General features: G+C 55.3%; 22 protein-coding genes and 2 pseudogenes. 12 read left to right on the top strand and 12 right to left on the bottom strand.

The window, feature by feature from the left end:
• Window positions 1-404: 404 nt before the first annotated feature.
• Window positions 405-1,019, top strand: coding sequence for a helix-turn-helix domain-containing protein (locus CT3_RS10220; protein WP_066534244.1), 615 nt, complete (start codon window positions 405-407; stop codon window positions 1,017-1,019).
• A complete protein-coding gene (locus CT3_RS10215) occupies window positions 1,016-1,549 on the top strand; it encodes a GNAT family N-acetyltransferase (RefSeq protein ID WP_218568118.1) in 534 nt (177 codons plus the stop codon). Before CT3_RS10220 ends, CT3_RS10215 begins: the two co-directional genes overlap by 4 nt.
• Before the next feature lie 112 nt (window positions 1,550-1,661).
• On the opposite strand, the pseudogene CT3_RS21565 reads toward CT3_RS10215, so the two are convergent.
• The 3 genes and pseudogenes from CT3_RS21565 to CT3_RS10200 form a co-directional block, all read right to left on the bottom strand.
• Window positions 1,662-2,537 (bottom strand): annotated as a pseudogene (locus tag CT3_RS21565) (IS5 family transposase); the annotation flags it as partial.
• A 962-nt stretch (window positions 2,538-3,499) separates the two neighbouring features.
• Window positions 3,500-4,168 (bottom strand): hypothetical protein, encoded by a 669-nt coding sequence (locus CT3_RS10205; RefSeq protein ID WP_127446209.1) that lies wholly within the window; start codon window positions 4,166-4,168, stop codon window positions 3,500-3,502.
• A gap of 419 nt (window positions 4,169-4,587) precedes the next feature.
• Window positions 4,588-4,974 (bottom strand): DUF5376 family protein, encoded by a 387-nt coding sequence (locus CT3_RS10200; RefSeq protein WP_127446208.1) that lies wholly within the window; start codon window positions 4,972-4,974, stop codon window positions 4,588-4,590.
• Window positions 4,975-5,231: 257 nt separating this feature from the next.
• Here CT3_RS10200 and CT3_RS10195 point away from each other — a divergent pair, with 257 nt between their 5' ends.
• Window positions 5,232-5,444, top strand: coding sequence for a GNAT family N-acetyltransferase (locus tag CT3_RS10195; RefSeq protein ID WP_127446207.1), 213 nt, complete (start codon window positions 5,232-5,234; stop codon window positions 5,442-5,444).
• A 253-nt stretch (window positions 5,445-5,697) separates the two neighbouring features.
• Here CT3_RS10195 and CT3_RS10190 read toward each other — a convergent pair whose 3' ends face one another.
• The 6 genes from CT3_RS10190 to CT3_RS10170 all read right to left on the bottom strand — a co-directional run bounded on the left by CT3_RS10190 (window position 5,698) and on the right by CT3_RS10170 (window position 10,237).
• Complete coding sequence (locus tag CT3_RS10190) at window positions 5,698-6,252, bottom strand: hypothetical protein (protein ID WP_066534248.1); 555 nt, start codon at window positions 6,250-6,252, stop codon at window positions 5,698-5,700.
• Window positions 6,253-6,265: 13 nt separating this feature from the next.
• Window positions 6,266-6,523 carry a hypothetical protein gene (locus CT3_RS10185; RefSeq protein ID WP_127446206.1) on the bottom strand — a complete coding sequence of 86 codons (258 nt, stop codon included), beginning with the start codon at window positions 6,521-6,523 and terminating at the stop codon, window positions 6,266-6,268.
• Between the two features lie 496 nt (window positions 6,524-7,019).
• The gene (locus CT3_RS10180) at window positions 7,020-7,550 is read right to left on the bottom strand and encodes a hypothetical protein (protein WP_127446205.1); all 531 of its coding nucleotides are present in this window, start codon (window positions 7,548-7,550) and stop codon (window positions 7,020-7,022) included.
• Window positions 7,551-8,157: 607 nt separating this feature from the next.
• Window positions 8,158-8,331, bottom strand: a complete 174-nt coding sequence (locus CT3_RS21290; RefSeq protein WP_172591812.1) for a hypothetical protein — start codon at window positions 8,329-8,331, stop codon at window positions 8,158-8,160.
• 186 nt (window positions 8,332-8,517) lie between these two features.
• Window positions 8,518-8,931 (bottom strand): hypothetical protein, encoded by a 414-nt coding sequence (locus CT3_RS10175; RefSeq protein ID WP_127446204.1) that lies wholly within the window; start codon window positions 8,929-8,931, stop codon window positions 8,518-8,520.
• 532 nt (window positions 8,932-9,463) lie between these two features.
• Window positions 9,464-10,237, bottom strand: coding sequence for an AraC family transcriptional regulator (locus CT3_RS10170; RefSeq protein WP_066534249.1), 774 nt, complete (start codon window positions 10,235-10,237; stop codon window positions 9,464-9,466).
• 165 nt (window positions 10,238-10,402) lie between these two features.
• Between CT3_RS10170 and CT3_RS10165 the strand changes: the two are divergent.
• Window positions 10,403-11,643 (top strand): annotated as a pseudogene (locus tag CT3_RS10165) (MFS transporter).
• Window positions 11,644-11,995: 352 nt separating this feature from the next.
• On the opposite strand, the gene CT3_RS10160 reads toward CT3_RS10165, so the two are convergent.
• The gene (locus CT3_RS10160) at window positions 11,996-12,943 is read right to left on the bottom strand and encodes an MBL fold metallo-hydrolase (protein WP_066534251.1); all 948 of its coding nucleotides are present in this window, start codon (window positions 12,941-12,943) and stop codon (window positions 11,996-11,998) included.
• Between the two features lie 220 nt (window positions 12,944-13,163).
• On the opposite strand from CT3_RS10160, the gene CT3_RS10155 reads away from it, so the two are divergent.
• The 5 genes from CT3_RS10155 to CT3_RS10135 all read left to right on the top strand — a co-directional run bounded on the left by CT3_RS10155 (window position 13,164) and on the right by CT3_RS10135 (window position 16,209).
• Window positions 13,164-13,349 carry a YgaP family membrane protein gene (locus tag CT3_RS10155; protein ID WP_066534252.1) on the top strand — a complete coding sequence of 62 codons (186 nt, stop codon included), beginning with the start codon at window positions 13,164-13,166 and terminating at the stop codon, window positions 13,347-13,349.
• 381 nt (window positions 13,350-13,730) lie between these two features.
• A complete protein-coding gene (locus CT3_RS10150; protein WP_066534253.1) occupies window positions 13,731-14,099 on the top strand; it encodes an ArsR/SmtB family transcription factor in 369 nt (122 codons plus the stop codon).
• Window positions 14,096-14,545 (top strand): YeeE/YedE family protein, encoded by a 450-nt coding sequence (locus CT3_RS10145; protein ID WP_066534254.1) that lies wholly within the window; start codon window positions 14,096-14,098, stop codon window positions 14,543-14,545. The genes CT3_RS10150 and CT3_RS10145 overlap by 4 nt, the downstream gene beginning before the upstream one ends.
• Before the next feature lie 36 nt (window positions 14,546-14,581).
• Window positions 14,582-15,007 (top strand): YeeE/YedE family protein, encoded by a 426-nt coding sequence (locus tag CT3_RS10140; RefSeq protein WP_225608584.1) that lies wholly within the window; start codon window positions 14,582-14,584, stop codon window positions 15,005-15,007.
• Window positions 15,008-15,150: 143 nt separating this feature from the next.
• Window positions 15,151-16,209 carry a tyrosine-type recombinase/integrase gene (locus CT3_RS10135; RefSeq protein WP_066534256.1) on the top strand — a complete coding sequence of 353 codons (1,059 nt, stop codon included), beginning with the start codon at window positions 15,151-15,153 and terminating at the stop codon, window positions 16,207-16,209.
• A 360-nt stretch (window positions 16,210-16,569) separates the two neighbouring features.
• On the opposite strand, the gene CT3_RS10130 is transcribed toward CT3_RS10135, so the two are convergent.
• Window positions 16,570-17,907, bottom strand: coding sequence for a tetratricopeptide repeat protein (locus CT3_RS10130; RefSeq protein WP_066534257.1), 1,338 nt, complete (start codon window positions 17,905-17,907; stop codon window positions 16,570-16,572).
• Window positions 17,908-19,548: 1,641 nt separating this feature from the next.
• Between CT3_RS10130 and dusA the strand changes: the two genes are divergently transcribed.
• The 3 genes from dusA (at window position 19,549) to CT3_RS10110 (ending at window position 22,824) form a co-directional block, all read left to right on the top strand.
• On the top strand, window positions 19,549-20,496 hold the full coding sequence (gene dusA, locus CT3_RS10120) for a tRNA dihydrouridine(20/20a) synthase DusA (protein ID WP_066534258.1): 948 nt from the start codon (window positions 19,549-19,551) through the stop codon (window positions 20,494-20,496).
• 141 nt (window positions 20,497-20,637) lie between these two features.
• On the top strand, window positions 20,638-22,029 hold the full coding sequence (locus CT3_RS10115) for a polyhydroxyalkanoate depolymerase (protein WP_066534259.1): 1,392 nt from the start codon (window positions 20,638-20,640) through the stop codon (window positions 22,027-22,029).
• 9 nt (window positions 22,030-22,038) lie between these two features.
• Window positions 22,039-22,824 carry an RnfABCDGE type electron transport complex subunit B gene (locus CT3_RS10110; protein ID WP_066534262.1) on the top strand — a complete coding sequence of 262 codons (786 nt, stop codon included), beginning with the start codon at window positions 22,039-22,041 and terminating at the stop codon, window positions 22,822-22,824.
• Window positions 22,825-22,933: 109 nt separating this feature from the next.
• Here CT3_RS10110 and CT3_RS10105 read toward each other — a convergent pair whose 3' ends face one another.
• A complete protein-coding gene (locus tag CT3_RS10105; protein ID WP_066534265.1) occupies window positions 22,934-24,445 on the bottom strand; it encodes a methyl-accepting chemotaxis protein in 1,512 nt (503 codons plus the stop codon).
• Window positions 24,446-24,463 lie beyond the last annotated feature (18 nt).

The following is a 24,463-nucleotide window of genomic DNA, read 5'->3' as shown; positions in this document are numbered from 1 at the left end:
ATGTCTGCGCATATTCACGATAAATCGTAGCACCAGGCTGGTGCAGCGCATTATCTGTTGTGCGACGGCTTTGTCTTGCTGGTGACAGATGCGGCTGGAAATCGGGAAATGCGCCAGGCAGAGGTTTTGCCATGCCCAGCCCTGGAGATTGGGGCTCCAAGAAGCTGAGCGAGACAGCGGCTCCAGCATGGTCTGCAACCTTGCAAGGCGCAGGCACCACCACTGCCACACACTGCAGGAGCGACAGCACAGCGATGCCTGCGAGCCAGGCCTGCGCAACTTTTCACGCAGGCGCGGTCAACGGTTGCCTGCCCGCCAAGCTCTCTGCAACCCCGGTACGCGCAGTCAAGCCATAGAGCGGCAAATTCCATGATGCTGGAATTTATTTCTTGCATAATGGATGCATGGACATCGACACCCTTCTCGCTGCCCGTGTGCGTGGCTTGCGCAAGGCACGGGGCGCCACACTGGATCTGTTGGCACAGCGCAGCGGCGTGAGCCGCTCCATGATCTCGCTGATCGAGCGCGGCGAAACCAGCCCTACGGCAGCAGTGCTGAGCAAGCTGGCCTCTGCACTGGATGTGCCGTTGGCTACGCTATTCGATGCCGTGCCCGCCGACACCCCCCCCTCACCGCTGGCCCGCCATGCCGAACAGGCTTGCTGGACCGACCCTGGCAGCGGCTACCAACGCCGCCACCTCACGCCGCCCGGCCTGGGGGCACCGCTGGAATTGGTGGAAGTGACCTTCCCTGCCGGCCAGAGCGTGACCTTTGACAACGCCACCCACCTGCCCGCACACCTCGCGCCCCAGCAGCAACTGTGGCTGCTGGAAGGCAGGATGACACTGACCGTAGGCCACCAGACCTGGGCACTGGCGGCCGGCGACTGCCTGGCCATGGTGGTCAACCAGCCCATCGTCTTTGCCAACCCCGGCGACCGCCCTGCCCGCTATGTGCTGGCATCGACGGTGGCATCCCCTTCTTTCACGGCAGCCCTGGCTGCCAGGACCTTGCGATGAACGATCTGCACCTGGTGCCCTGCACCCCCGAACGCCACGCTGGCGCGATTCTGGACATTTTCAACCACGCCATCGCCACTTCCACTGCGCTGTATGACTACCACCCGCGCCCACCCGAGCAAATGGCCGCCTGGTTTGCCAGCAAGCTCATCGGCAACCTGCCCGTGCTGGGTCTGGAAGACGCTGCCGGAACCCTGCTGGGCTTCGCCAGCTACGGGCCGTTTCGCCCACAACCGGCCTACAAATACACCATGGAACATTCGGTCTACGTACACCACACCCAGCGCGGGCGTGGCCTGGGCCTTCAACTGATGCACGCGCTGATCGCCGAGGCCCGCAAGCGCGGCAATGTGCACGCACTGGTTGGCGCTATCGACGCCGCCAATACCGGCAGCCGTGCCCTGCATGAAAAACTGGGCTTTGCCCTGGTGGGCAGTCTGCCGCAGGTGGCTTTCAAATTTGGCGGCTGGCTGGATCTGGTGTTCTACCAGTTGCTGCTGGAAACACCGTTGCAGCCGGTGGATGGCTGATTTACCTGGTGCTCAGGAAGCCTGCTGCTGATTGCTACCTGCCTGCCATGGAGTCAGCGGGCGCTGTTGCATAAATCAGCCTCAGGCCAGACTTTCCCCAACCATGGCTTACAACAGCCACCGTCTGCGGGCAGCCCAGTTCAATAAACCGATTGAGGATGGCTGCGCGGATGTGCAGCGCGTTGACCTGGCGCTCAATCGAGCGTGACATTTGCCCAGCCGTTTGATGCAATTCATCTTGGTCTCCACCGGGCTGCGTCGGTGGTAATAACGCCAGTTTTTCCAGCGCTCGCGACCGAAGCACCTGCATGCGGCAATCGCCTTTGCGCATCCTGGCATTCTTTCTCGGAACAATGATGGGCGTGGCATTGCGCTGAATGACCGTCGCTTGTACGGGCTGGGTGTCATAGGCGCCATCACCTGTCGCCGTCAGAAGTGGCTCATCACCCGGAATTTGCTCCAGCAACTGTGGCGGCACTGCAGCGTCAGTGACGTTGTTGGAGGTGACGCAGATGGCCCGCACCTGCAAGGTCTGGGCATCGATGCCGATGTGCAACTTGCGCCACTGGCGGCGACGCTCCGGCCCATGCTTTTTGAATTTTCAGTCGCCTTCGCCTAGAACTTGATGCCTGTGGAGTCGACCAGCAGGAACAGACCTGCCAAGCTCGGTCGGTATGTAACTTGCGCATCCAGGCTGCGCTGACGACGACACAGCGTGCTGAAGTCGGGAAGTGGCCACGGCAGTCCAGACAAAGTTAGTAGTGACTGCACAAAGCCTGTGGTCTGGCGCAAGGCCAATCCAAAGAGATTGCTTGATGGTCAGACAGAACTGAATCGCTGTATCCGAGAACTGCGGGCTGCGTCCGCATTTTCCGCTGGCAGCGGCAAACTAGAAAATGGTTTTATCCAGGCAGATGGTCAGGGAATCACGAGCTTTGAGCGCTGTGTTGTATTGCTTCCAGTTGGTGGTGCGGTAGCGAGGCTTGGACTGCGGGACTGACTCATCGCCCGAGGCTACCTAACCCTAGCAGGCGATTTATGCAACAACGCCACTGAAAATTATATTCGCCAATACGTGAACAGTATAATCGATAAAAGAACAAAATACAATATCAATGTCATATAGAGAAAAAATACTCTTGCTTCATCATTATTTTCACCCTTTGAAACATCAGCCCCCCAAATGCGAACATCCTTCCATCATAAAAATAACCGTGAATATTCTTACCACAAATATAAAACCAGTATATCAGCAATATATACTCGCCGAAATTAAACTTCGCAAGCAAAAAAACAAATAATAAAAACACCCCCATTGCGATAGTTATATATAAAAAATATTTTTTATTTTTTATTTTTTTCATCTTTTCACCTAATAGGTCTTATTTACCATGTTCACAAATGCATCCCAATCAGCAGAAAGATCGACAAGAGAATTAATTCTGATCTCAGTATTAAAAGAATGCAAAAAACATTTGCGATAAATTTTTATGCAGTCTCCTGAGAACAAACTTTAATAATCTCATCCATGGCTGATCTACTGGTTAATGCGCTTCCAGCTGATGCTACTAATCCAGTACCTATAATCCACCCCTACAACACCTCCCGGAATTGCCAAAGTCGCGTAGCTAACACCTGCATTAATGTTTCTGATTTTATCTTCTTAAATAAAATTTTTCATAAATCCAACAAAGCAATCCAAAAGAAACACTTGTAAATGCAATAAATAATACTGATCTAAAAAATATTTTTAAAGATGGAAGATGATATGACTCATTAAAAAATATGATCTTAATAAAAGGATCTACTATCAATTCAATAATAAAAACAATGCAAATTGTGCTAAGTAAAAATATAGCAATGAGATGGCCTAACCTAACCAACTCGAAGACCGTTTTTTGTTTCATTTAGCAAAAATCAATTTTTATGCAGCAAACCGTCCGACAACCCTTAATTGAATATATCCCCATCAATCTCCACAGGAATACATTTCACATTTTCTATTGAGTTTTCATAGAAATCTTTTGAAAACTTCCAAGTATTCATCTTCAAATTAATTATCTCTGCTGCCTTATAATAAACAGCGTAAAAATAGGAAAGATTAATATCCACTTCAAAAAACTCGCCAAAGCAACCCCATATAATTTTTCCCACCCCTCCTAATTTATATATAAAAGGTCCTAATATATTATATTTTGAAGACGATAAATCAAAGATAGCAGCAGGAAAACATTTATCATTCAAAGACCTTATTTCATATGATGCGTCTTCTAACTCCAAATTAAATAAAGGATTGTTTTGTTTTGCGCCATATATCGCATCTATCATAAATAATTTGTCTTGCACTGATAAATTTTCAAATGATCTATCACTACCTGAATACACAATAAGAGGAGTATTTTTTATAATCTCATTTGCAAGAGATGAAAAATCTTCTTGACCATATCGAATAAGATTTACATCCATTTGAGAGTATATTTCATCATATGCATTGACAATATTATTGCTCTGCAATATAACCTTATTGGATGCACTGTATGTAAAACATCCATATCCATCAGCCCTCATATCTCTCATGTGTATTTGAAACATGCATCTTTCCCCAACAAAAATATTCATATCCACCGCCTCTTAGTTGAAATTTTTAAAAAACGCCTAATTTACGTATAACTTTGCCCTCAAGCCAAGTATCTCGCAGCTCTCCGGACGGCCTATGTTGCTTGCAACTATATAGGCTAGCATAAAATCAGTGCTTCAAAGAAACGGTCAGAGGAAGTTTGCAACAACAACCATAGCACTTCATTTTGGTCCTCACACCTCTAGCAATTGCCACCTCTCTGAGCTTTTAAAAACAATAGCACGACCGTAATGGGTGGTAATGGATGCAGTCTTATACTATTTACTAGTTTTCAGTCATAACATAAAATCCTGACTACGGCAGTATATTTTCATTAAAATTCATTTCAGCGTTGCCTGATTTTATTCACCCCAATCAAATTATTTATATGCCGGCCATTAATACGATTATCAAATAATGATTATAATGAAATTTCTTTTTTTACCGCCATATCAGGGGCAGATTGAATGAAATTTTCCCAAGCTTCTAATGCCATGCGAAATGTAGAAACAGCAATTAATTCGCAATAATATTCATTATGCAAAGAATAAATTTTTACTTCATTACCATCTATTTTTGCCCCCCATGCCTCGCGATCCCAATCTGAATTTGATAAACACCCACGCATGACAGAGTCAACCCTTAAAAGTCCATCATGGATCCATGATAGTGTTTCTATATATCTTCGCCCTCCATCATCCATTAGCAAACATGCAAGAAGGCTGATTCCGTCTTCATTTTGATCGGAAGACTCACAGAAGGGAGTGATGCCACCTGCTATTTTTTCCCATGTAAATGTTAATTTCATCAATAAATTCCTGGTATATTGTGAGTCACGCCATATCTGATACTGTCTTTTGCTTTCACTTGGTCATGAATAATTTTCTCAACTCTCGGTTAATAATCCAAAGATAATATACGGTACCGATCTCAAACCGGAAATAATTTCATAACTAGATTGATGTCGAACTTGCCCAACATCCTGGTAGATGTTGCAATGGCCTTTTTAGCATTGCATGTTACAGGCCGATACTCCCAATTGACCCACAAAGTACACGGTAGAACATGCGGTTATCCAAACTGGGCTTGGTCAGGGCTGACCTCATACAGGCGCAGATTGGCGCCATCAAGGCCGCCAACACAGGTCGCCGTGCGCTGCATGAAAAGCTGGGCTTTGCCCTGGTGGGCAACCTGCCACAGGTGGCTTTCAAATTTGGCGGCTGGCTGACCTGGTGTTCTCTGCTGTTGGACACACCGGCGCAGCCGGTGAATGGCTGATTCACCTGTTGCATTGAAGCCTGCTGCTGATTGCGTATGGCTGCAGCGACACAGGCGGCGATCACCTCGAGCGCTCCTCCACCAGAATAGCGGCGAGGCCTTCTCCCTGAAGTCCCGGATTCCGTTGAATTGGGCGAGCACCCATGTGCCATGCCGCCAGCGGGAGCAGCGCCTGTGCTTCAGAAAACTTGCCAAAGAAGGGCTATTGGCAACCACCACAGCCCTTTAAGCGAGACTTTGCACCTCTTAAGTCCTACCGGGTGATTGGCTTGATTTCCCCATTCGCCTGCACTTCAAAAACCACCACAGCACAGCCTTGCTGGTTCACGATGGAAGCCACTTCGTAATCTTTACCCGCTTCTGGCTGGAAGGAGAACTCCTTGCTGCTGCAGCGGGGGCTGTAGGACACGGCCTGTCCGCTTGGACTGAAGTTGGCCATACCAATCAAATTGCTTTGAATCCGCAGCGCGCTGGTGCTGGGCACGGCAAACTCCTTGTAAAAAGCTTTGGCCAGAATTCCATTCTGATCTCCCACATTATTGCTGATACGCGTTGATGGAATACCAATGCTTTGATTTTTTGCGGTGCCGACAAAAGAACTGAAAGCATCCCCCATACCACCGCCCACATTGACTTTGGTTTCTTGGCCATTGTGGCTATAGCGCATCAGCGTTGGTTTCCCATTTTGACCATAAAGACGAATGCGAGACTGCTCTTTGGGGTTGTAGTCGGTTTGACTGGCAGGAGGGTTGCTGGCACAAGCACTTATGAGTGCAGCGAGGAAAAAAGAGAATACTATTTTCTTCATGAATTTATATAAGTTATCTGTAGCTATTAAATACAAAATTACGTCCCCAGGGAACGTTATTTTCTAGAAAAATATCTTCTATCTCTGCAATAAAATTGGAGCACAAATATTTCCCTAAATCATTTATATGATATCTTGAAAGCAATACTTTAGATCTTTCCGTTGCATATAAAAGAGGGTCTAACCAGTACGTCGCTCCATTTTCATTGAAATCTGCAAAATCAAATGGATCATGTTGCGCAAGTTTCTTGACAAAAAAAGTTAAAGTCACCAAATTCCATTGCTTTCATCCAACCCGAGTCGACATGCAGAAGGTCAGATTTCAAGCAACGATAAATCAACTCGACACTAGACTCCCATATATCGTTGGAATTATCTGGTCTTCTATCGGGACGACCGCCTACAAACAAATCTGGGCAGTAGCCATCTAAACTCGTCACATACAATGCATCTTGAAGAGAGTGTGCTATATTTTTTGTAATCATCATAATATATAACAATATTATATGAGTACATGCAAGAAATACGCCATATATCTACCAATGTTATGATACTTGTCAATAATTAATATTCTGTTTATCATATTTTCGTCCGAAGGATTCAGCGAAACAAATTAATTACAGTCATAACGCTATTCTGATTACTCTTTTAAAACCATAATCGTTCATTATGAATTACAAAATCTATAATTTTTAATAATTTAACTCATAATTAACATGCATATCTCTTTGAATCCTTAGAGGCGATCTAATCAAAGAAAAACAACATCAATTGTCATCTTGTATCCAAGCAACCAGATCTTTCCACGGCCAAGCCGCATACTCAGGCTCTCCCCATTTTTCAGGATAATCTGGAAAATCTTTAAATCCTGAGTCTATGCGATTGCGATAATTTTCCAAGTCTGCAGTTTTGAATGACTCATTTGGAAATCTATGCTCCCATAGAAGCAATTGAAATTTCATTAAATCACTTTGATATTTTCTTCGTGCGCAAACATCTTTTACATAAACATCTCCAGCAATGTCAATTCCTGGAAGCCACGCTGCTCCAAATGGATGGTTTAAAGTAATTTTAAATCGACATGCCTCTTTTCTCAAAAAAAGACCATGCTCCGTCTCTCTGTAATTTTCAGGATTTAAGTAGCTGGGGACAAGCCATTTTTTAATTGCATACTCAGCTTCATCTTTTATGCTTAAATTTAGTGATGAAAGCTCATCATAATATCCATAATTTAATGAAACTTCTTCATCTAGAGGCCGAACAATAGAAGCAGCGTGCTTCAAACTGATATCAATCATCTGTTAACACCAATTTTCAAGAGATCAGGCCTGACATAACCAACGTTTAAATTTTTAAGGGTAATAATCAGGATTATCAGCATACATTTTCCGCCTTTTCGATGGCGTCATTCATGTCAGTGTCATTAAAAAAATTTAATGTATCTGATTTAGATCCAGATCCACCTGCTTGAGGATTTACGCCATTCATTGCGCGATCCCATTGCTGCTGGAGTGTCGTGTTTGTACCATGCTTTGTTCTGTCTGGCGCAGACTTATAAAATTCAGCATCTCAAAAAATCGCATATGCTTTACATAACTAAGCGACGATATATATTGAGTAATTAACTATGCATCAATACTTTTGTATATATATGCAAAAAATAGAATTAACGGCGTAATTAATGAGTATAAGAACAAAAAAATCTAACGCTCGATTTTCCATTTATCTTGACATTTTCAGCCATCATTGGCAATGAAATCATATTTTTTACGTTTGTATATGCATAAATATTCCATACGGAAAATAATAATAGCCCCAAGTATCCAAAAAAAATTCCCCATCCATTAAAAAAGTACATGGAAATAATACCATCTATTAATAAGAAAACCCAATGTATCTGTTTCTTCATTTTTTATCTTTACTGTCTTTAGACATTCCAAAGAGATCAATTTTTATACGTTCAACGAATGCATCCCACCCTCCAGCCAAATCAATCATCGCTATAGCTCTTCCAGCAATTGAAGGTGTGTTGCCAAGAACATCAGTAAACAACTTTTCAGCTACTTTTTGAGAACCCAAATTTAGGTGCTCGTCAAAATAATTACTATCAGTGAAAAGAAGTCTGAGAGATGCAGTACCATCAACTCTAGTTGCCGCAGTCCCTATAGCGCCAACTTGATTTATTAAGACTGCGAGATTAATAGCTGTACTGTTATCTTTGAATATCTGTGTATCAAGTGTTTTAATATAGGCCTGACTCTCAGATTAATAAATTTCATACTTTTGCACTAGTGCATCAATTTCGATTGAATAAGCAGGATGCACAGCACGGAAATTTTCTAGTGTGCGGCGTACATGATGTTTGACGATCGCCTCTTCATAAAATCCAACTCCTGACTCAAGATAGCTAATATCTTCATCAATCCATACACGATAAATTATTTTACCCATCGAATCACATAGCGCATCCCCCGTATCTAATTGGACATTAGTAATTTCCCAACCTGGATCTCCTCCTGCATAGCGCTTCTCGATTGCAGGAAAAATTCGGCTCAACCAATAATCTAAAGGCAAGTGGTCTACAATCAAAAACCTCAAGCACCATAGTAACGGTTCAATGTTATTTCCATCGCAGTCAAAATCTACTGAGACATATCCACCCCAATGACGAACAGTCATTTTTTTACTCCTGCTGTTTTATGATTGATGGGATAGACTGTATATGCATAAGGCTGTGAGGAATATTGACTACTACAACGTAGCGTATTTCAGATAACGGTTCGTGTACCGAACAAGCAATAAAAACAAAAAACCGAAACAGATACGCCTAAACTTTAATTACAATTTTCATTTTGACTCATTTTTCTCTGAAATTCAATTTTTACTTCATGATGCGCGGAAGAGATTATTTACAACACAAGAAGATATCTTGACTTAAATCAAAATCACTTACAATTAATGATTCCTCCAATTAAATTTTATATTTTGATAAATTTTCTTTATAAAACATCCCATGCAGCTGCTACTGCATTGGCCGAGGAAGAATATTGGCGTGGATGTAAAAGATACAGAAACGCCATGTCTTGGAAGTGAAAAAACTATTCACTTTGCATGGAAGAATTCAGAAATAAAAAAATGGTTCTCCAGAGCCATTCATTCCCTAAAGCCTGAGTGCAACTTTTTCTGGTTGCACTCAGCGCACAACTGCTGCTTAGCGGTAGAAGCCGGAAGGCGTCACCCCAAAGTGCCGGCGGAACATGGCGGTGAACGCACTGGGGCTGGCGTAGCCGCAGTCCAGCGCGATGTCGATCACTTTGTCTCCGCAAGCGATACGGCGCAGCGCGTGCAGCAGCCGGGCCTGTTCGCGCCACTGGGCGAAGGTCATGCCGGTTTCCTGCGCAAAAAGACGGTGCAACGTGCGCTCTGCCACCTGGATACTGGCGGCCCATTGCGCGGCACTGGCGGCATCGGCCGGGTGCGCTATCAATGCCGTGCAGATGTGGTGCAGTCGTTTGTCCTGGGGCAGCGGCAAATGCAGAGGCAAGGTGGGCGAGACCTGTATCTCGTCGATCAGCAACTCCAGCACACGGGCATGGCGTGCCGACAGCGCAGCACCGGGGGCAATGCGTACCGCTTCTACCAGCAGTTCACGCAGCAGCGGTGACACGTTGATGGCGCAGCTTTGCGCCGGCATGGCAGATACCTGATCCACATTGATGTAGGCCGTGCGCATGACCACATCACCGGACATGGTGACGCAGTGGCGCAGGCCAGTCACCATCCACAGCACCCGGTTGGGCGGAATGACCCAGGAGCCGGCGTCGGTGTGGATGACCATCACGCCTTCCGTGGCGTACAGCAGTTGCCCCCGGGGATGGCTGTGCCAGCCTGTGGACATGCCGTGGCGCCAGCGGCTTTCCATGGCCACCACCGGCTGGGGCAGCTGGTCATAGGCGAGGTAGTGGTGCGATGGATCTGCGCTCATGGCAGAAACTCTACAGAAATTGGCAGATAAGCGTGCGACAGCCACGCTGCAGCGCACTACGCTGGCGGTTCCGTGGGCTGCCATGCCGGCAGACACGGTTTTTGGAACCCCGGGCCGTGCGGGCCAAGCCATCCTGGCCCCTGCATGTCCCAAGCTGTTTGCGCCATGACTCCCCCTTCCGCCACCCTTGCTGAATCACCCCAGGCAAACCCAGCCTCTGCCGCGCTCCCGCGCACGCAGGGCTTTCTACTGCCCATCGTAGGCGGCGCCGCGCTGGCCCATTTGCTCAACGACCTGATTCAGGCCATGCTGCCGGCCATCTTCCCGCTGCTGAAAACCAGTTTCGCGCTGAGCTTTGGACAGATCGGCCTAATCGCCCTGGTCTACCAGGTCACCGCCTCGTTGCTGCAGCCCTGGATCGGCCTGTATACCGACAAGCACCCCCAGCCCTATTTGCTGCCCTGCGGCATGGTGATGACATTGATCGGCATTGCCCTGCTGGCCACTGCAGGCAGCTACGCGATGCTGCTGACGGCCGCCGCTGTGGTGGGGGTGGGGTCGGCCACTTTTCACCCCGAGGCCTCGCGCATTGCGCGGCTGGCCTCTGGCGGGCGCTTTGGCACGGCGCAGTCCACTTTCCAGGTGGGGGGCAACACCGGCTCGGCCATAGGCCCGCTGCTGACCGCGGCCATTGTCATCCCCTACGGTCAGGGTGCAGTGGCCTGGTTCATGCTGGTGGCACTGGCAGCCATCTATGTGCTGTACCGCCTCACCCGCTGGGTGCTGCAGCACGGTACAGCCACTGCCAAAGGCCTGGCCAGGCAAGGTGCCCAGCAGGGCCTGGGCCGCGCTGCCGTGGTGCGCGCCATGGTGGTGATCTGCCTGCTGATGTTTGCCAAGTTCGTCTACATTGCCGCCTTCACCAACTATTTCACCTTCTATCTGATGGAGCGCTTTGGACTGAGCGTGCAGCACAGCCAGCTCTATCTGTTTGTCTTTCTGGCGGCCGTGGCTGCTGGCACCTTTGCTGGCGGCCCGGTGGGCGATCGCATCGGCCGCAAGGCAGTGATCTGGATATCGTTCCTGGGTGTGGCACCGTTTGCGCTGGCCCTGCCCCATGTAGGTCTGGTGTTGACAGCGGTGCTGGCCATTCTGATCGGCCTGGTGATGTCATCCGCCTTTGCCGCACTGGTGGTCTATGCGCAGGAGCGGTGCCCGGCCGCGTGGGCATGGTCTCTGGCCTGATGTTCGGGCTGATGTTTGGTATCAGCGGCATCGGCGCCGCAGGCCTGGGCGAGCTGGCCGACACGCATGGCATTGTCTGGGTCTATGGCCTGGTGTCGTTCCTGCCGCTGCTGGGCCTGGCTACTGCATTGCTGCCGGATACGCGCAAGGCCAAGCGCTGAGCACGTGGACCAGCCAAAGAACAGCCCCAGAGCGCATGGCGTGCTGGGGCTGCTCTCTTTCTGCTTCCAGGCTATGTTCAGGCGGTGATCGGCCGGGCATCCTCTCCCTGGCATTCCCGGCCTCGGTGGCATGTCTCCGCTCAGGGACGCGCCTCTGTAGATGCCAACCGCCAGCATTGCCTCCAGCTTCAGGCGGGAGACGTAGTCTTTTGAAGTGAAAGCGCATGCAGCCCGGGCAGCACTGCGTGACGCGAATGGCCAGAGCAACGAACTCTTTGTGTTTGGCGCTGACGGCGCCTTCCAAAGTGGAAAGCACGCTGGCCGATCGCTGGAGCGCTGCCGCTGACCTGCTTCAACTGTCTGCTCCGGGGCCCTGCCCCAGGCCTGGAGGCAACGGCTGACCGGCCCCGGCACCCAGCGCATTGACGGGTAGCTGGATGTAGATGCGCCCATCGTCCTGTGCGGGCGGTAGCTTGCCGGCACGCACGTTTATCTGCACAGAAGGCAGGATCAGCGTGGGCATGGCCAGCGTGGCGTCCCGTGCCTGGCGCATATGCACAAAGTCGGCCTCGCGCACACCGTCGTGCACATGGATGTTGCTGCGGCGCTGATCCGCCACCGTGCACTCCCAGGCCGGCTCCCGACCTGCAGGCGGGTAGTCATGGCACATGAACAAGCGCGTATCGCCAGGTAAAGCCAGCAACTGGTGGATGGAGCGGTACAGCTGAGCCGCATCGCCGCCAGGAAAGTCGGCCCTTGCAGTGCCCACGTCCGGCATGAACAATGTGTCCCCCACAAATACGGCGCCGGCCTCTCCCGGACCATCCTGTACCTGGTAAGCCATGTCTGCCGGCGTATGGCCGGGCACCCACAGCGCTGTCACAGACAGTTGCCCCACTTGAAAGACCTCGTCGGCCGCAAACAAGCGGTCGAACTGGCGGCCATCGGGCACAAAGCCTGGCTCGAAGTGGAACACGCTGCGGAACACCCGTTGCACATCGCGTATCCGTTCACCCATGGCCACCTGGCCTCCCAGTTGGTGGCGCAGGTACTGCGCAGCCGAGAGGTGGTCAGCATGGGCATGAGTTTCCAGAATCCACTGCAACTGCCAACCTTGGGCATGCAGGTAAGCGGCAATGCGATCGGCCGAAGTGGTGGAGAGCTGGCCAGACTTGGGATCCAGGTCCAGCACGGCATCAATCACCGCGGCCTGGCGGGCCTGGGGATCGGCCAGTACATAGCTGATGGTCCCTGTGGCAGGGTCATAGAAGCCTTGGATATGCATGCGTTCAGTGGTCATGGGCAGCTCTGGGTTTGGCTGGGGAGCGGTGCTCTGCGCGCACTGCATGCCAGCATGGTAGTGGGCGGCAGCGCCGAGATCAGCGATCGCTTGATTAATTTATATTTTTATATAATATACAAAAACATATTGTTTGGCGATGCCGCTGGGACCTCCGTGCTGTCAAGGCCATGGCCTGCGTCCACCCCTTTTTGTAGCCCACCCTTGAAAGGAAAAGACCATGAAGTTCAATGTAGGCGGCCTGGACCGCATTCTGCGCATCGCCATCGGCCTGGTACTGATTGCCCTGGCTGCCACTGGCACGGTGGGATGGTGGGGCTGGCTGGGCATACTGCCATTGTTGACCGGAATCTTTCGCTTCTGCCCGGCGTACCCGCTGCTAGGCATCAGCAGTTGCAAGCGTTGAGCGCGGGCGCAACGTAGCCATATACAGGGCCCTTGCACAAAGTGGTGTCATGCACGACGGTGTATGACTGATTGCCTCCATTGCGGCGCGCTTCAAAAGGCTGTGAACTGATGGAAGCGATGGACCGCGTTCCCTGCCAATCCGGAGGCAGTCCGTGGTCGATGCAGGGGGTTGGGGGTCATCCCGGCCATGCATCCATAAGGGCGCAGCGCGCCAGTCCAAATCATTGTCTGGGGCTGGTGCGGATGCGATCCAACGGCGGGTTCCCATGGACACCGCCTTCGGACACGCGGCGTTGCCAGGCGGCTATCGCCTGGCGGGCCATGACAATTTACTTTTTTATATAGTATTGATCCATCGCATGTTGCCCTGCTGCCGACCATGTCCTTGAACGAAGCCTCACCCCCTCCTGCTGTATCTGAGCTGTCTGTCACTGCCACGCTGGATCAGGATGCTTTGCGCGCCCATGCCGATGAAGCAGTGGCAATGCTCAAGGTACTGGGCAACGTAGACCGGCTGATGCTGCTGTGCCAGTTGTCACAGCAGGAGCGCACGGTGGGCGAGCTGGAGCAGTTGACCGGCATCAGCCAGCCCACGCTGTCCCAGCAGCTTGGAGTGCTCCGCCGCGAAGGCCTGGTCAGCACGCGGCGCGAAGGCAAATTCATCTGCTACCAACTGGCCGACAAACGGGCTCTGCAGCTGATGCAGGCCATTCACCAACTTTTCTGCGCCCCTGGAGAGCAGGCATGACAATTCTGTGGAACGCATTCACGCCCGGATCCTCGCTGGCCGGAGGCGTGCTTATCGGTGTGGCCGCCGCGTTGATGGTGGTGTTGCTGGGCCGTATTGCCGGTATCAGCGGCATTGTGGGCGGCTTGTTGCAATGGACTACCTGGCGGCAAACCAGCAACTGGGGCTGGCGCCTGGCTTTTGTGCTGGGTCTGATCGGCTCACCGCTGGTGTGGCAGTGGTTTGCCCCCCTGCCCGCCATGGAACTGCCACGCAACCCGTTGCTGATCGTGCTGGCCGGCCTGTTGGTGGGTTTTGGCACGCGCCTGGGGTCAGGCTGCACCAGCGGCCACGGCGTGTGCGGGCTGTCTCGCCTGTCGCAACGTTCACTGGCCGCCACGCTGACCTTCATGGTCACCGGTGCGCTGACGGTGTTTGTGCTGCGCCATGTACTCCACATCGCCTAAAAGACTGCTATGCCATCACAGCAATTCCAACCTGCCATGCGAAACATCACCAGTTCTTTGGTAGCCCTGGCCGCAGGCCTGGTGTTTGGCCTGGGACTGATCCTGTCAGGCATGGGCAATCCAGCCAAGGTTCAGAACTTTCTGGACTTTTTCGGCACCTGGGATCCATCGCTGGCCCTGGTCATGGGCGGCGCCATTGCCGTGGGCCTGGTTGCATTCACCTGGGCCAAGCACCGCAAGACCAGCCTGCTGGGCGAGCCCATGCAGCTGCCCACAGCCTCGGCCGTGGACCGTCGCCTGCTGACTGGCGCGGCGCTGTTTGGCACCGGCTGGGGGTTGGCAGGTTTTTGCCCCGGACCCGCCGTGATGAACCTGGCTACGCTGCAGTCTGAAGTCTGGCTTTTTGTGGCTGCCATGCTGGCCGGCATGCTGCTGCAACACTGGTGGGCAACACGGCGCTGAACGCCCGCAAGGGCGTGCAGGCGATGGCATACCTATCTCTGGGTAAGCTAAGCTGCCCAAGGTGGCACTTGCTTTCAGAAATTTCCGTGAAATCGGGCTCCAGCTTATGCATACTTTGAATTACGCGCTCCTAAAATAGAGGAATGCAGCCCCGCAAGCTCCTTCCAGCCTTTGACGCGCCGACTGGCGATGCGCTGTTTCAGCACTGGCTGTCAGCCTGCAGCGCCGACCCCTGGGCACCGTTGAGCGAGGCGGCGGCTGCGCCCTACCGCTTTATCTGGGGCGCGTGGCTCAAACTGCTGGCAGCATCGGCCGATGCCACACGGCCAGCCGAAGGCAAGGCACTCCAACCCTGGCAGCAGGCCCAGGCGGTACAGGTACTGCAGTTTCTGAACCAGTCCACGCGCAGCCAAAAGCAACTGGATCTGCCCAGCGACATCACCCGCCGCCGCTACTGGCGTGTTCTGGAGCGCATTTACGACCATGCGCTGCTGCACGGTTGGATCGCACACAATCCGTTGGATGCGGTGTCCGAATTGGACCAACCTCCCAGCGAAGACCCGCAGGGTGCGATCCTGAGCCCGCGGACATGGCATGCTTTGCTGCGCCAGATTCCTGCCGCCACCGATTTGATTTCCGCCCGTGACCGTGCGGTGTTGCTGGTGCTGGTGCATTTGGGGCTTTCCTCCGAAGAGGTGCGCGCCCTGGTGCTGGAGGATGTGCTGTGGGGGGATGCCTCTGCCAAAGCAGGCGCTACGTTGGCTCAGCCTGCCAACCATGCGGACAAAGGAGCCGCCAAGGCGTCTTCCGCCCGCATTCACGGTCTGCGCATCACCGGGCTGCGCGCCATGCAATCCCGCACGCTCGAGGTTCCATCACAGCTGGACGAGGCCTTGCGGGTCTGGCTGGGCTACCGGGCAGGCTATTCACCGATGGCACAGCAACCCGCCCTGTTTTGTACGCGCAAGGCGCCCGCGCTCTCCACCCACACCGTGCTGCATCTGGTCAGCAAGACCTTGAAGGCTGCCAGCGCCTGCTCTTCTCAGGAACGGCCGCCTCGCATGGGGCCTCAGGTGATCCGCAACACCGTCATCGTGCAGTGGCTGCAATCCGGCCTGCCCCAGGCGGAGGTGCTGCAACGTGCCGGCTTGAAGACCCCTCATGCTCTAGGCCACCTGCAGCAGTTTGTGGACTTGGAATGAGGTTCGGTGGGTTTTGAGTGCTTTGATACATTTCATGTAAGCTGTATTCAATATAAAAAGAAAGAACCCAAGGATGAAGAGCCCGCAGCATGCGAGCCTCAGCGCAAGCCATGGAAGATGCAAGCTGTGCGGCTCCACCCGGTTGCCAACAGCCCCCACCACTTCGCATTTCAGGCCTGGCCTGGCCTGGTGCACGTGCGCATGCAAAGCCCTGCGTGCGCCGCACGGTTGGCAAGATCTCTCGCAATGATCTGACGCGGAGCCCCTCTTCACTGCTACGGTCATTTCCATGCCGTGGGCAGTACGACTGGATTCGGCTGCCCTGCTTCCTATGGACCGTGCGGCATCGCTCCCAGGTGCTCAACGGCGTGCCAAAGCGCTTTTGGCTGGGCCATAGCCCTGGTCTGCGGCGCGCTGCAGCCAGCGCCGCGCCTGCTTGGCATTCTTCTTGACCCCCAGGCCGTCGCGGTACATGGTTCCCAGGGCATATTGGGCCGGGGCATCTTCCTGCTCAGCGGCCAAGCGGTACCACTTCAGGGCCTGGGCCAGACTCTTGGTCACGCCTTCACCGTTTTCGTGCATGGTGCCCAGGTTGTACTGGGCCTTGGCATATCCCTGGTTGGCTGCCAAAGTGAACCATTTCACCGCCTCGGCGTAATTGGGCTGTTCAAAGCCCTTGCCCAGATACTGGAAGACACCAATGTTGTACTGCGCCAGCTTGTTGCCCCGCACAGCGGAGTTCAGGTTCTCCACGTATTCCATGGACTGGACCATCTCTCCGGAGCTGGGTGATTCGGCAGAAATTTCGGCCAGCCGTTTCGCGGCCGCGGTGTGCTTGTACTTGACCGCCTGGGTGTAATAGGCCACCGCTTCTTTTTCGTTGCGGTACTCGCCTTCTCCTTGCTCGAACAGGCGGCCCAGTTCAAAAAAGGCCTGGCCCGATCCGCGGATGGCCACATCGTGCAGCAACAGCAAGGCGCGCTTGTAATCCGGGGGCACGCCCTGCCCTTCAAAGTAGATCTTGCCCAGAATCAGCTTGGCGTTCTGCGCCCCTTTGTCGGCCAGCGGTGTCAGCCACTTCGCGGCTTCGGCATGGTTTTGTTCCACGCCTTCGCCCAGGTAGTACATCTCTCCCACCACAAACTGGGCCAGCATGTCGGATTGCTGGGCTGCGGCCATGTTCCACTGGAAAGACTTCTTTAGGTCCTGCGGGATCAGTTCCCCCTTGCGGTACACAAAACCCAGGTTTTTCTGCGCTGTCAACGATCCTTGCTGCGCTGCGCGCTCCAGCCAGGCCACTCCAGCAGCGGGATCGCGCGGCACATCCTTGGCCTGCAGATACAGGCTGGCCAGCATGTTCTGTGCATCCACATTGTCGTTGGCAGCGGATTTCTGAATCCAGGCCATGCCCTCCTTCAGGTTTTTCTCCACCCCTCCCACGCCCAGCAGTTTCACCAGGCCCAGCATGTACTGGGCTTGGGCATGGTTTTGCTCGGCCGCCAGACGGAACCAGCGCAATGCCTCCTTGGGGTTGCGCTCTGCGCCTTTGCCATTGAAGTAGATGGAACCCAGCTCAAACTGGGCCACGGGCTGTCCGGCTTCTGCGGCGCTGACCGTCTCGCTGGGCTGGGCCTGTGCCCCCAAGGCCGCCGCCAGACAGGCAGACAGCACCCCCACATGGAACCATCGCACACGCATTTCTCTTCCTCACTCCCTCACAAAACAATTCATTATATGAACCGAAAAGCTTATTCAGACTGCATTTTTAGCTATCAAAATTGATACATAAAGGACACAATCCAGAAACATCTGCCGAGCGTCCACAGGCCAGGCTTTCACCGGGCCACAGCGGCTTCCACAAAGACCCGGACGCAAAAAGCTGGACGGCAATGGCACGGTTTCGCCCTGCATAGGAAGAACAGCGCTCCCGCTCCTTGGTCAATGTGTGCCCACCGCCGCACATGGGTGCTTTGGGCTGCGGGGAAGTCGTCAGCCTCTCTGCTTCGGCCCGCGCTTGTACTGAAGCGTTCCCCCCTTCCCTGCGCCCGGGAGGTGCGAGTCCCTGCCGAGCCGCCCCGCATGGCAAAGCCCAATGCCAGACACCGCACGGCCTATGCCGATGGCTGGGCGCAATGCAATGGGCCGGGCAGTGGACGCTGGGCCCTATCCTTTTGGCACTGGGCATTGTTCTGATGACCTCTGCAGCATTTGGCAAGCGCAGGGCTCACAAAGGCTTACCGGCTTCACCGCGTCATCACAGGCAATGCCTGTGATGACGCGCGAAAGCGCGGCCCACAGACGGCAGCCTGCCCCCCGAAGCTGAATGACAGCGCGTGATGTGGTGGTAGGACCGCCGCAAGATAGTTGCCTAGATCGCAGTCCATATATCAAGCACAAGCGCTAGAGCTGGAACCAGAACTACCTCTGCGTTTATCCACCAGCCCGCCCGGCCCACGCCGCGCGGGCATTGTTTTTGCTGCACTGCGAATACCAACCCACACCCGCCAGTCACAGCCATGTAACAAGCCCGCGCCACCGTGGCAACAAGCAACCCCGCCACTGCGGCATTCAACGCGCCATTGCCGCCGCACAAGCCAAAGGAGATCCATGCGCAGTCCCAAGAAAGGCCAGCCCCCCATGCGGCTTCAAGACCTAGCCCACACCATCGACTGCATCCAATGCAGCCAAAAGAAACCGGCTTCTGGTGCCCGCCTTTTTCATGCATGCCATGTGTGTGGTGACTGCTCTCAGAAGCTGGCCCGGCTGCCCACTGCTCCGCCACGCATGGGCCAGTCCGCGCACTGAGACCGTGTCCTCTATCTCTCCAGCCCCGCCACCCGTGCGGGGTTTCTTTTTGGGGCATGGCAAAGGCTTGCACTGCTTATCCACGTTAGCGAATACGGGGGCGGCGATATCCTGCCTGGAGCTTGCTGTGAAAAGTTGGGGAGATGACCCCACATATCTCGGATGCAGCCCCTTCTCGCACAGTGATCTTGGCGCAGCATTCATATTGCACGGGCATGCCACAACTCCGCCCCCTGCGCTTTGGCCACTCCCGGCCCAAAGCCTTGCGCATGAAAATCTGCCTCCCGGTGTGCACAATAACGCCCTTCTCCTTGAGACGGATCTGCGCTGCATACGCAGTTGCGCGGTTCCCCTTTTTCAGGCGGTGATGGCACCCACTGCCCCGGTGCTGCCCATCGTTTTTGCAGCACGGCATGCCAGACATCGGGACTTGGGTGGTTTCCGGGGCGCTACTTCGGTGCTGCCCGGCATCCGAAATTCACAATGAACACAAACAATACAGATAAAAATCAACAGGTTACATCGCCATGGCGCATGAGTGTTGCTCCTATGCTGGACTGGACAGACCGGCATTGCCGCTACCTGCACCGTCTGCTCAGCCGCAATGCCCTGCTCTACACCGAGATGGTCACCACGGGGGCGCTGCTGCACGGCGATGTGCCGCGCCATCTGCGCTTTCATGAGCAGGAGCATCCGCTCGCCCTGCAGCTGGGTGGCAGCGAACCAGCCGACCTGGCCCAGGCGGCCAGACTAGGTGCTCAATGGGGCTATGACGAGATCAACCTGAACTGTGGCTGCCCCAGCGAACGTGTGCAGCGCGGGGCCTTCGGCGCCTGTCTGATGCATGAGCCCACGCTGGTGCGCGACTGCGTCAAGGCCATGGTGGATGTCGTGGATGTGCCTGTCACCGTCAAGCACCGCATCGGCATCGACAAGGACGAGAGCTATGGCTTCGTGCGCGACTTCATCGGGACCGTGGCCGAAGGCGGTTGCAATGTCTTCATCGTCCACGCGCGCAATGCCTGGCTCAAAGGCCTGTCGCCCAAGGAAAACCGCGAGATCCCGCCGCTGCGCTATGACGTGGTGGCCCAGCTCAAGCGCGACTTCCCGCAGCTCACCATTGCCATCAACGGAGGCATTGCCACCGATGCCGTCGTGCAAGAGCAGCTGCAGCATGTCGACGGCGTGATGGTGGGGCGCGAGGCCTACCACAACCCCTGGTGGCTCAGCCGCTGGGACGAGTTGTACTTTGGCGCCGCACCCAGCACCCTCTCCCACGTGGAAGTGGAGGAGGCCATGGTGCGCTATATGGAGCAGGAAGCGGCCAAGCACGGCACGGGGTGGTATTCCATCGCCCGCCACATGTTGGGATTGCGCCACGGCATGCCCGGCGCCCGCCGTTGGCGCCAGGTGTGGAGCGACCACCGCCTCAAACAACTCTCCGCCCGCGAAGTGTTTGCTATCGCAAACACCAAGCCCTGACAAGGAAGCTGCTCTAGACCCCAGGCAGTTTTCTGGCAATCCTTTTGTCTCTACCGCGACGGCAAAACGGGGTAATTACGGCCTGACGCCGTTTGAAAGTACTGATATATTGCAGTGCAACATCCATAAAGCGACTGCCCCATGCTCTACCAGCTCTACGAAACCCAGCGGGCCCTTGTCGAACCGTTTGCCGACTTCGCCCAGGCAACGGCCAAGCTTTACAGCAACCCCATGCTGCCTTACAGCAAGCTGCCGTACTCGCAGCGCATGGTGGCGGCCTTCGATCTGTTCTACCGCCTTGGCAAAGACTACGAGAAACCGGAATTCGACATCCGCTCCGTCAAGGTCAACAGCGTTGATGTGACCATCCGCGAACACGTGGAAATCGACAAGCCGTTCTGCGAGCTGCGCCGCTTCAAACGCTTCTCCGATGACCCCACCACGCTGGATACGCTGCTGGAGCAGCCCGCCGTGCTGATCGTGGCCCCACTCTCGGGCCACTACGCCACCCTGCTGCGCGACACCGTCAACAGCATGCTGGGTGACCACAAGGTCTTCATCACCGACTGGAAGAATGCCCGTCTGGTGCCGTTGTCCGAAGGGGAATTCCACCTGGACGACTACGTCAACTATGTGCAGGAATTCATCCGCCACCTGCAGGGCAAGTACGGGCACTGCCATGTGGTCAGCGTCTGCCAGCCCACCGTGCCGGTACTGGCGGCCGTGTCACTGATGGCCAGCCGCGGCGAAACCACGCCGCTGACCATGACCATGATGGGCGGACCCATCGATGCGCGCCGCTCACCGACGTCGGTGAACAACCTGGCCACGCAGCGCAGCTTCGAGTGGTTCGAGAACAATGTGATCTACCGCGTGCCCGACAACTACCCGGGCGCAGGCCGCCGCGTCTACCCCGGCTTCCTGCAGTACGCCGGTTTTGTGGCGATGAACCCCGACCGCCACGCCACCAGCCACTATGACTACTTCAAGGACCTGATCAAGGGCGACGACGCCAGCGTGGAACACCACCGCAAGTTCTATGACGAGTACAACGCCGTGCTCGACATGGATGCGGACTACTACCTGGAAACCATTGCCACCGTGTTCCAGGACTTCAAGCTGGTCAATGGCACCTGGGATGTGGTCAACCCTGCCGGGGAAACCGAGCGCGTGCGCCCGCAGGACATCCGCGGCACCGCCCTGCTGACGGTGGAAGGCGAGCTGGACGACATCTCCGGCTCCGGCCAGACCCGTGCCGCACACGACCTGTGCACGCAAATTCCTGCCGACCAGCGCAAGCACCTGGAAGTGCCTGGCGCCGGCCACTACGGTATCTTCAGCGGCCGCCGCTGGCGCGAAAACGTCTACCCGGCACTGCGCGATTTCGTGCTGCAGCACCAGGCCGGCACACCCACCACCAAGATCGCGCTGGCTGCAGGTCCAGCCCGCACCAAGGCCGAATCCCCGGAAACCCCCGCAGCGCTGAACGTCACCGCCACGCCTGTACACAGCAAGCGCCGCAGCCGCCGATAATACCGGCCCATGGCCGAGCCCTCTCCTCCACAGCCAGCCCTGCAGGGACTGGCTTTTTTCATTGACCAGGCGCTTCCGCAAACGCAGTGCACCCGCTGCGGCTACCCGGACTGCGCCAGCTATGCGCAGGCCATCGCCACAGACGGCGCTCCCATCAACCAATGCGCGCCTGGCGGCATGGAAGGGGTGCAGCGCCTGGCCGCCCTCACCGGCCAGGCCGTCCAGCCCCTGAACCGCAGCTTTGGGGTGGAGGGGCCGCTGACCGTGGCCCGCATCGACGAAGCCTGGTGCATCGGCTGCACGCTGTGCATCAAGGCCTGCCCGACCGACGCCATCCTGGGGACCAACAAGCATATGCACACCGTCATCAGTGCCCACTGCACCGGTTGCGAGTTGTGCCTGCCGGTGTGCCCGGTGGACTGCATCGAGCTGGATGTGGTCAGCGGGGAGGCCACGGGATGGCAAGCCTGGTCCACCGCACAGGCCGACCATGCCCGCTCACGCTATGCCGTGCACCGCGCGCGGCTGGCCGCCAAACGCGCCACCACGGCAGTGAGCACACGCCCGGAGCCTCCCGTAACCACCGCGCAACCCGACACGCCGGAGGAAAGTTCAGGATCCATCAGCGGCGCAGTCAATGCGGAAGGCAGTGCGGTAGGTAGTTCAGACACGGCGACCAGCTCTGCCCATGTGGTCGATCCGAAGAAAGCCGCCATCGCCGCGGCACTGGCCAAGGCACGGGCACTGCGTGCACCTGCTGCTACAGCTGTGTCAGGGAAACCATCCAAGCCATAGGCCAACAGCACCAAACCGCCGGGCCGTTGACGTGTCTCAGGCCTCTTCAGCCCGGTCTGCACATTTCAGTCTGCCGGCCCCAGCCGCAACGCCAAGGGGCAGGGGCCATTCACGCTCCCGTAAACGCCTTGTAGATCCCGCAGCCCAGGTACACGCCATCCTGTTTGCAGACAAAGGACATCTTGGTCAGGATCGCGCCGCTCACCGGGTGAGCATAGGCGTATTCCACCCAGCCGGGCGCTTGCTCGGCCTGGTGGATGATGTCGTTCAGCAGTTGCTGACCATCCACCCCCTTGGCATCCTGCACGCGGGTGCCCACGCGCTCGGGATTGCCACCGAAGGCCATGTACTTCCCGTGGGCATCCAGCACAAACACATACATGTCCCGGTCGTGGAACGGTTGCTTGGGGTCGGTCAACGATGCCCAGTAACGCTCCAGCGGCATGCCCATGCGACGCAAGGCCTGGGCGCGCTCCACCAGCGTGACGGCTTCCTCGGCCGTGCCCTGCTGCAGGCGAAAGCGTGCAACAGCACGCGTCAGCGTCATGGCGCGGTCTTCCAGCGACTGCGCCTGGCGCACGGCGTGGCCGACCATCTGGGCATTGTCCTGGGTGACCTGGTCAATCTCATGCACGGCCTGGCTGATCTGCGCCAGCCCCGTCCCCTGGTGGGCGCCGGCTTCGGTGATGGCAGTCACATGACCGGCCACACTTCGCACCCCTTCGGCAATGTGCCCCATTTCCTTGCCGGCCTGGCGGATCATGGTGGTGCTGGCACCCACCTGGCTGACGGAATTGCCGATCAGCCGGCTGATTTCCTTGGCCGCTTCGGACGAGCGCTGCGCCAGGGTGCGCACCTCGGCGGCCACCACGGCAAAACCACGCCCTTGCTCACCGGCGCGGGCGGCTTCCACAGCCGCATTCAGTGCCAGGATATTGGTCTGAAAGGCGATGCCGTCAATCACACCAATGATTTCATTCATGCGGCCGGCACTTTGCTCGATGGCCTCCACCGAGTGCACCGCACGCTCCATGGCCTGCGCACCTTGCTCCACGGCCTTGCGCACCTCCAGCGTATGCTGGTCGGCCGTCTTGGCCACGTCGGAATTGTTCTGCACGGCAGCCGTGACCTGCTCCACGCTGACCACGGTCTGGGCCACACTGGCGGCCTGCTGTTCGGTACGCACCGACAGCGCATGCTGGTCCTGCGTCAGGTGGTGACCGGCCTGGGCCACCAGTGCGGCGTTGCTGCGCACATCGGCCACCATGGCCGACAGCGACACCACCATCTTGTCCAGTTGGCTGCCCAGGGCCGCCAGTTCATCGCGGCCGTCACACTGGGCTCGGCTGGTCAAGTCACCTTCGGTGGCCTGTGCTGTCACCTGCAACAGTCGGCGCAAGCCCTGGGAAAGGTCCACATACAGCGCCCCCACACCGTACAGGAATACCAGCATCACTGCCACCGCCAGCAACGACTGCACGGTCGGCCCGGCTATCATGTTGCCGCTCCACAGCACCACGCCCAGCGCCAGCAGCCCGCACAGCCCCAGCGCAAAAAACTTGGCCCGCAACCCCATGCGTCGCAGCAGCCACAAAGCGGGTGCAAAGAAAAGCCGAGCCATGGTGTCCCCCTTGGATGT

This window comes from Comamonas terrigena NBRC 13299 (genome assembly GCF_006740045.1).
GTDB classification, from domain to species: Bacteria; Pseudomonadota; Gammaproteobacteria; order Burkholderiales; family Burkholderiaceae_C; genus Comamonas; species Comamonas terrigena.
Note: the sequence above shows the minus strand (reverse complement) of the source record. Positions and strands in the feature narration are given on the sequence as shown.

What these genes read in the sequence shown, in the direction of transcription:
- CT3_RS10110 (WP_066534262.1), top strand. Translation starts at nt 22,039, where the DNA reads ATGGCCGAGCCCTCTCCTCCACAGCCAGCCCTGCAGGGACTGGCTTTT.
- CT3_RS10140 (WP_225608584.1), top strand. Translation starts at nt 14,582, where the DNA reads ATGCGAAACATCACCAGTTCTTTGGTAGCCCTGGCCGCAGGCCTGGTG.
- CT3_RS10215 (WP_218568118.1), top strand. Translation starts at nt 1,016, where the DNA reads ATGAACGATCTGCACCTGGTGCCCTGCACCCCCGAACGCCACGCTGGC.
- CT3_RS10200 (WP_127446208.1), bottom strand. Translation starts at nt 4,974, where the DNA reads ATGAAATTAACATTTACATGGGAAAAAATAGCAGGTGGCATCACTCCC.
- CT3_RS10190 (WP_066534248.1), bottom strand. Translation starts at nt 6,252, where the DNA reads ATGAAGAAAATAGTATTCTCTTTTTTCCTCGCTGCACTCATAAGTGCT.
- CT3_RS10160 (WP_066534251.1), bottom strand. Translation starts at nt 12,943, where the DNA reads ATGACCACTGAACGCATGCATATCCAAGGCTTCTATGACCCTGCCACA.
- CT3_RS10180 (WP_127446205.1), bottom strand. Translation starts at nt 7,550, where the DNA reads ATGATTGATATCAGTTTGAAGCACGCTGCTTCTATTGTTCGGCCTCTA.
- CT3_RS10130 (WP_066534257.1), bottom strand. Translation starts at nt 17,907, where the DNA reads ATGCGTGTGCGATGGTTCCATGTGGGGGTGCTGTCTGCCTGTCTGGCG.
- CT3_RS10115 (WP_066534259.1), top strand. Translation starts at nt 20,638, where the DNA reads ATGCTCTACCAGCTCTACGAAACCCAGCGGGCCCTTGTCGAACCGTTT.
- CT3_RS10170 (WP_066534249.1), bottom strand. Translation starts at nt 10,237, where the DNA reads ATGAGCGCAGATCCATCGCACCACTACCTCGCCTATGACCAGCTGCCC.
- CT3_RS10195 (WP_127446207.1), top strand. Translation starts at nt 5,232, where the DNA reads ATGCGGTTATCCAAACTGGGCTTGGTCAGGGCTGACCTCATACAGGCG.
- CT3_RS10145 (WP_066534254.1), top strand. Translation starts at nt 14,096, where the DNA reads ATGACAATTCTGTGGAACGCATTCACGCCCGGATCCTCGCTGGCCGGA.
- CT3_RS10220 (WP_066534244.1), top strand. Translation starts at nt 405, where the DNA reads ATGGACATCGACACCCTTCTCGCTGCCCGTGTGCGTGGCTTGCGCAAG.
- CT3_RS10205 (WP_127446209.1), bottom strand. Translation starts at nt 4,168, where the DNA reads ATGAATATTTTTGTTGGGGAAAGATGCATGTTTCAAATACACATGAGA.
- CT3_RS10135 (WP_066534256.1), top strand. Translation starts at nt 15,151, where the DNA reads ATGCAGCCCCGCAAGCTCCTTCCAGCCTTTGACGCGCCGACTGGCGAT.
- CT3_RS10175 (WP_127446204.1), bottom strand. Translation starts at nt 8,931, where the DNA reads ATGACTGTTCGTCATTGGGGTGGATATGTCTCAGTAGATTTTGACTGC.
- CT3_RS10155 (WP_066534252.1), top strand. Translation starts at nt 13,164, where the DNA reads ATGAAGTTCAATGTAGGCGGCCTGGACCGCATTCTGCGCATCGCCATC.
- dusA (WP_066534258.1), top strand. Translation starts at nt 19,549, where the DNA reads ATGAGTGTTGCTCCTATGCTGGACTGGACAGACCGGCATTGCCGCTAC.
- CT3_RS10150 (WP_066534253.1), top strand. Translation starts at nt 13,731, where the DNA reads ATGTCCTTGAACGAAGCCTCACCCCCTCCTGCTGTATCTGAGCTGTCT.
- CT3_RS10105 (WP_066534265.1), bottom strand. Translation starts at nt 24,445, where the DNA reads ATGGCTCGGCTTTTCTTTGCACCCGCTTTGTGGCTGCTGCGACGCATG.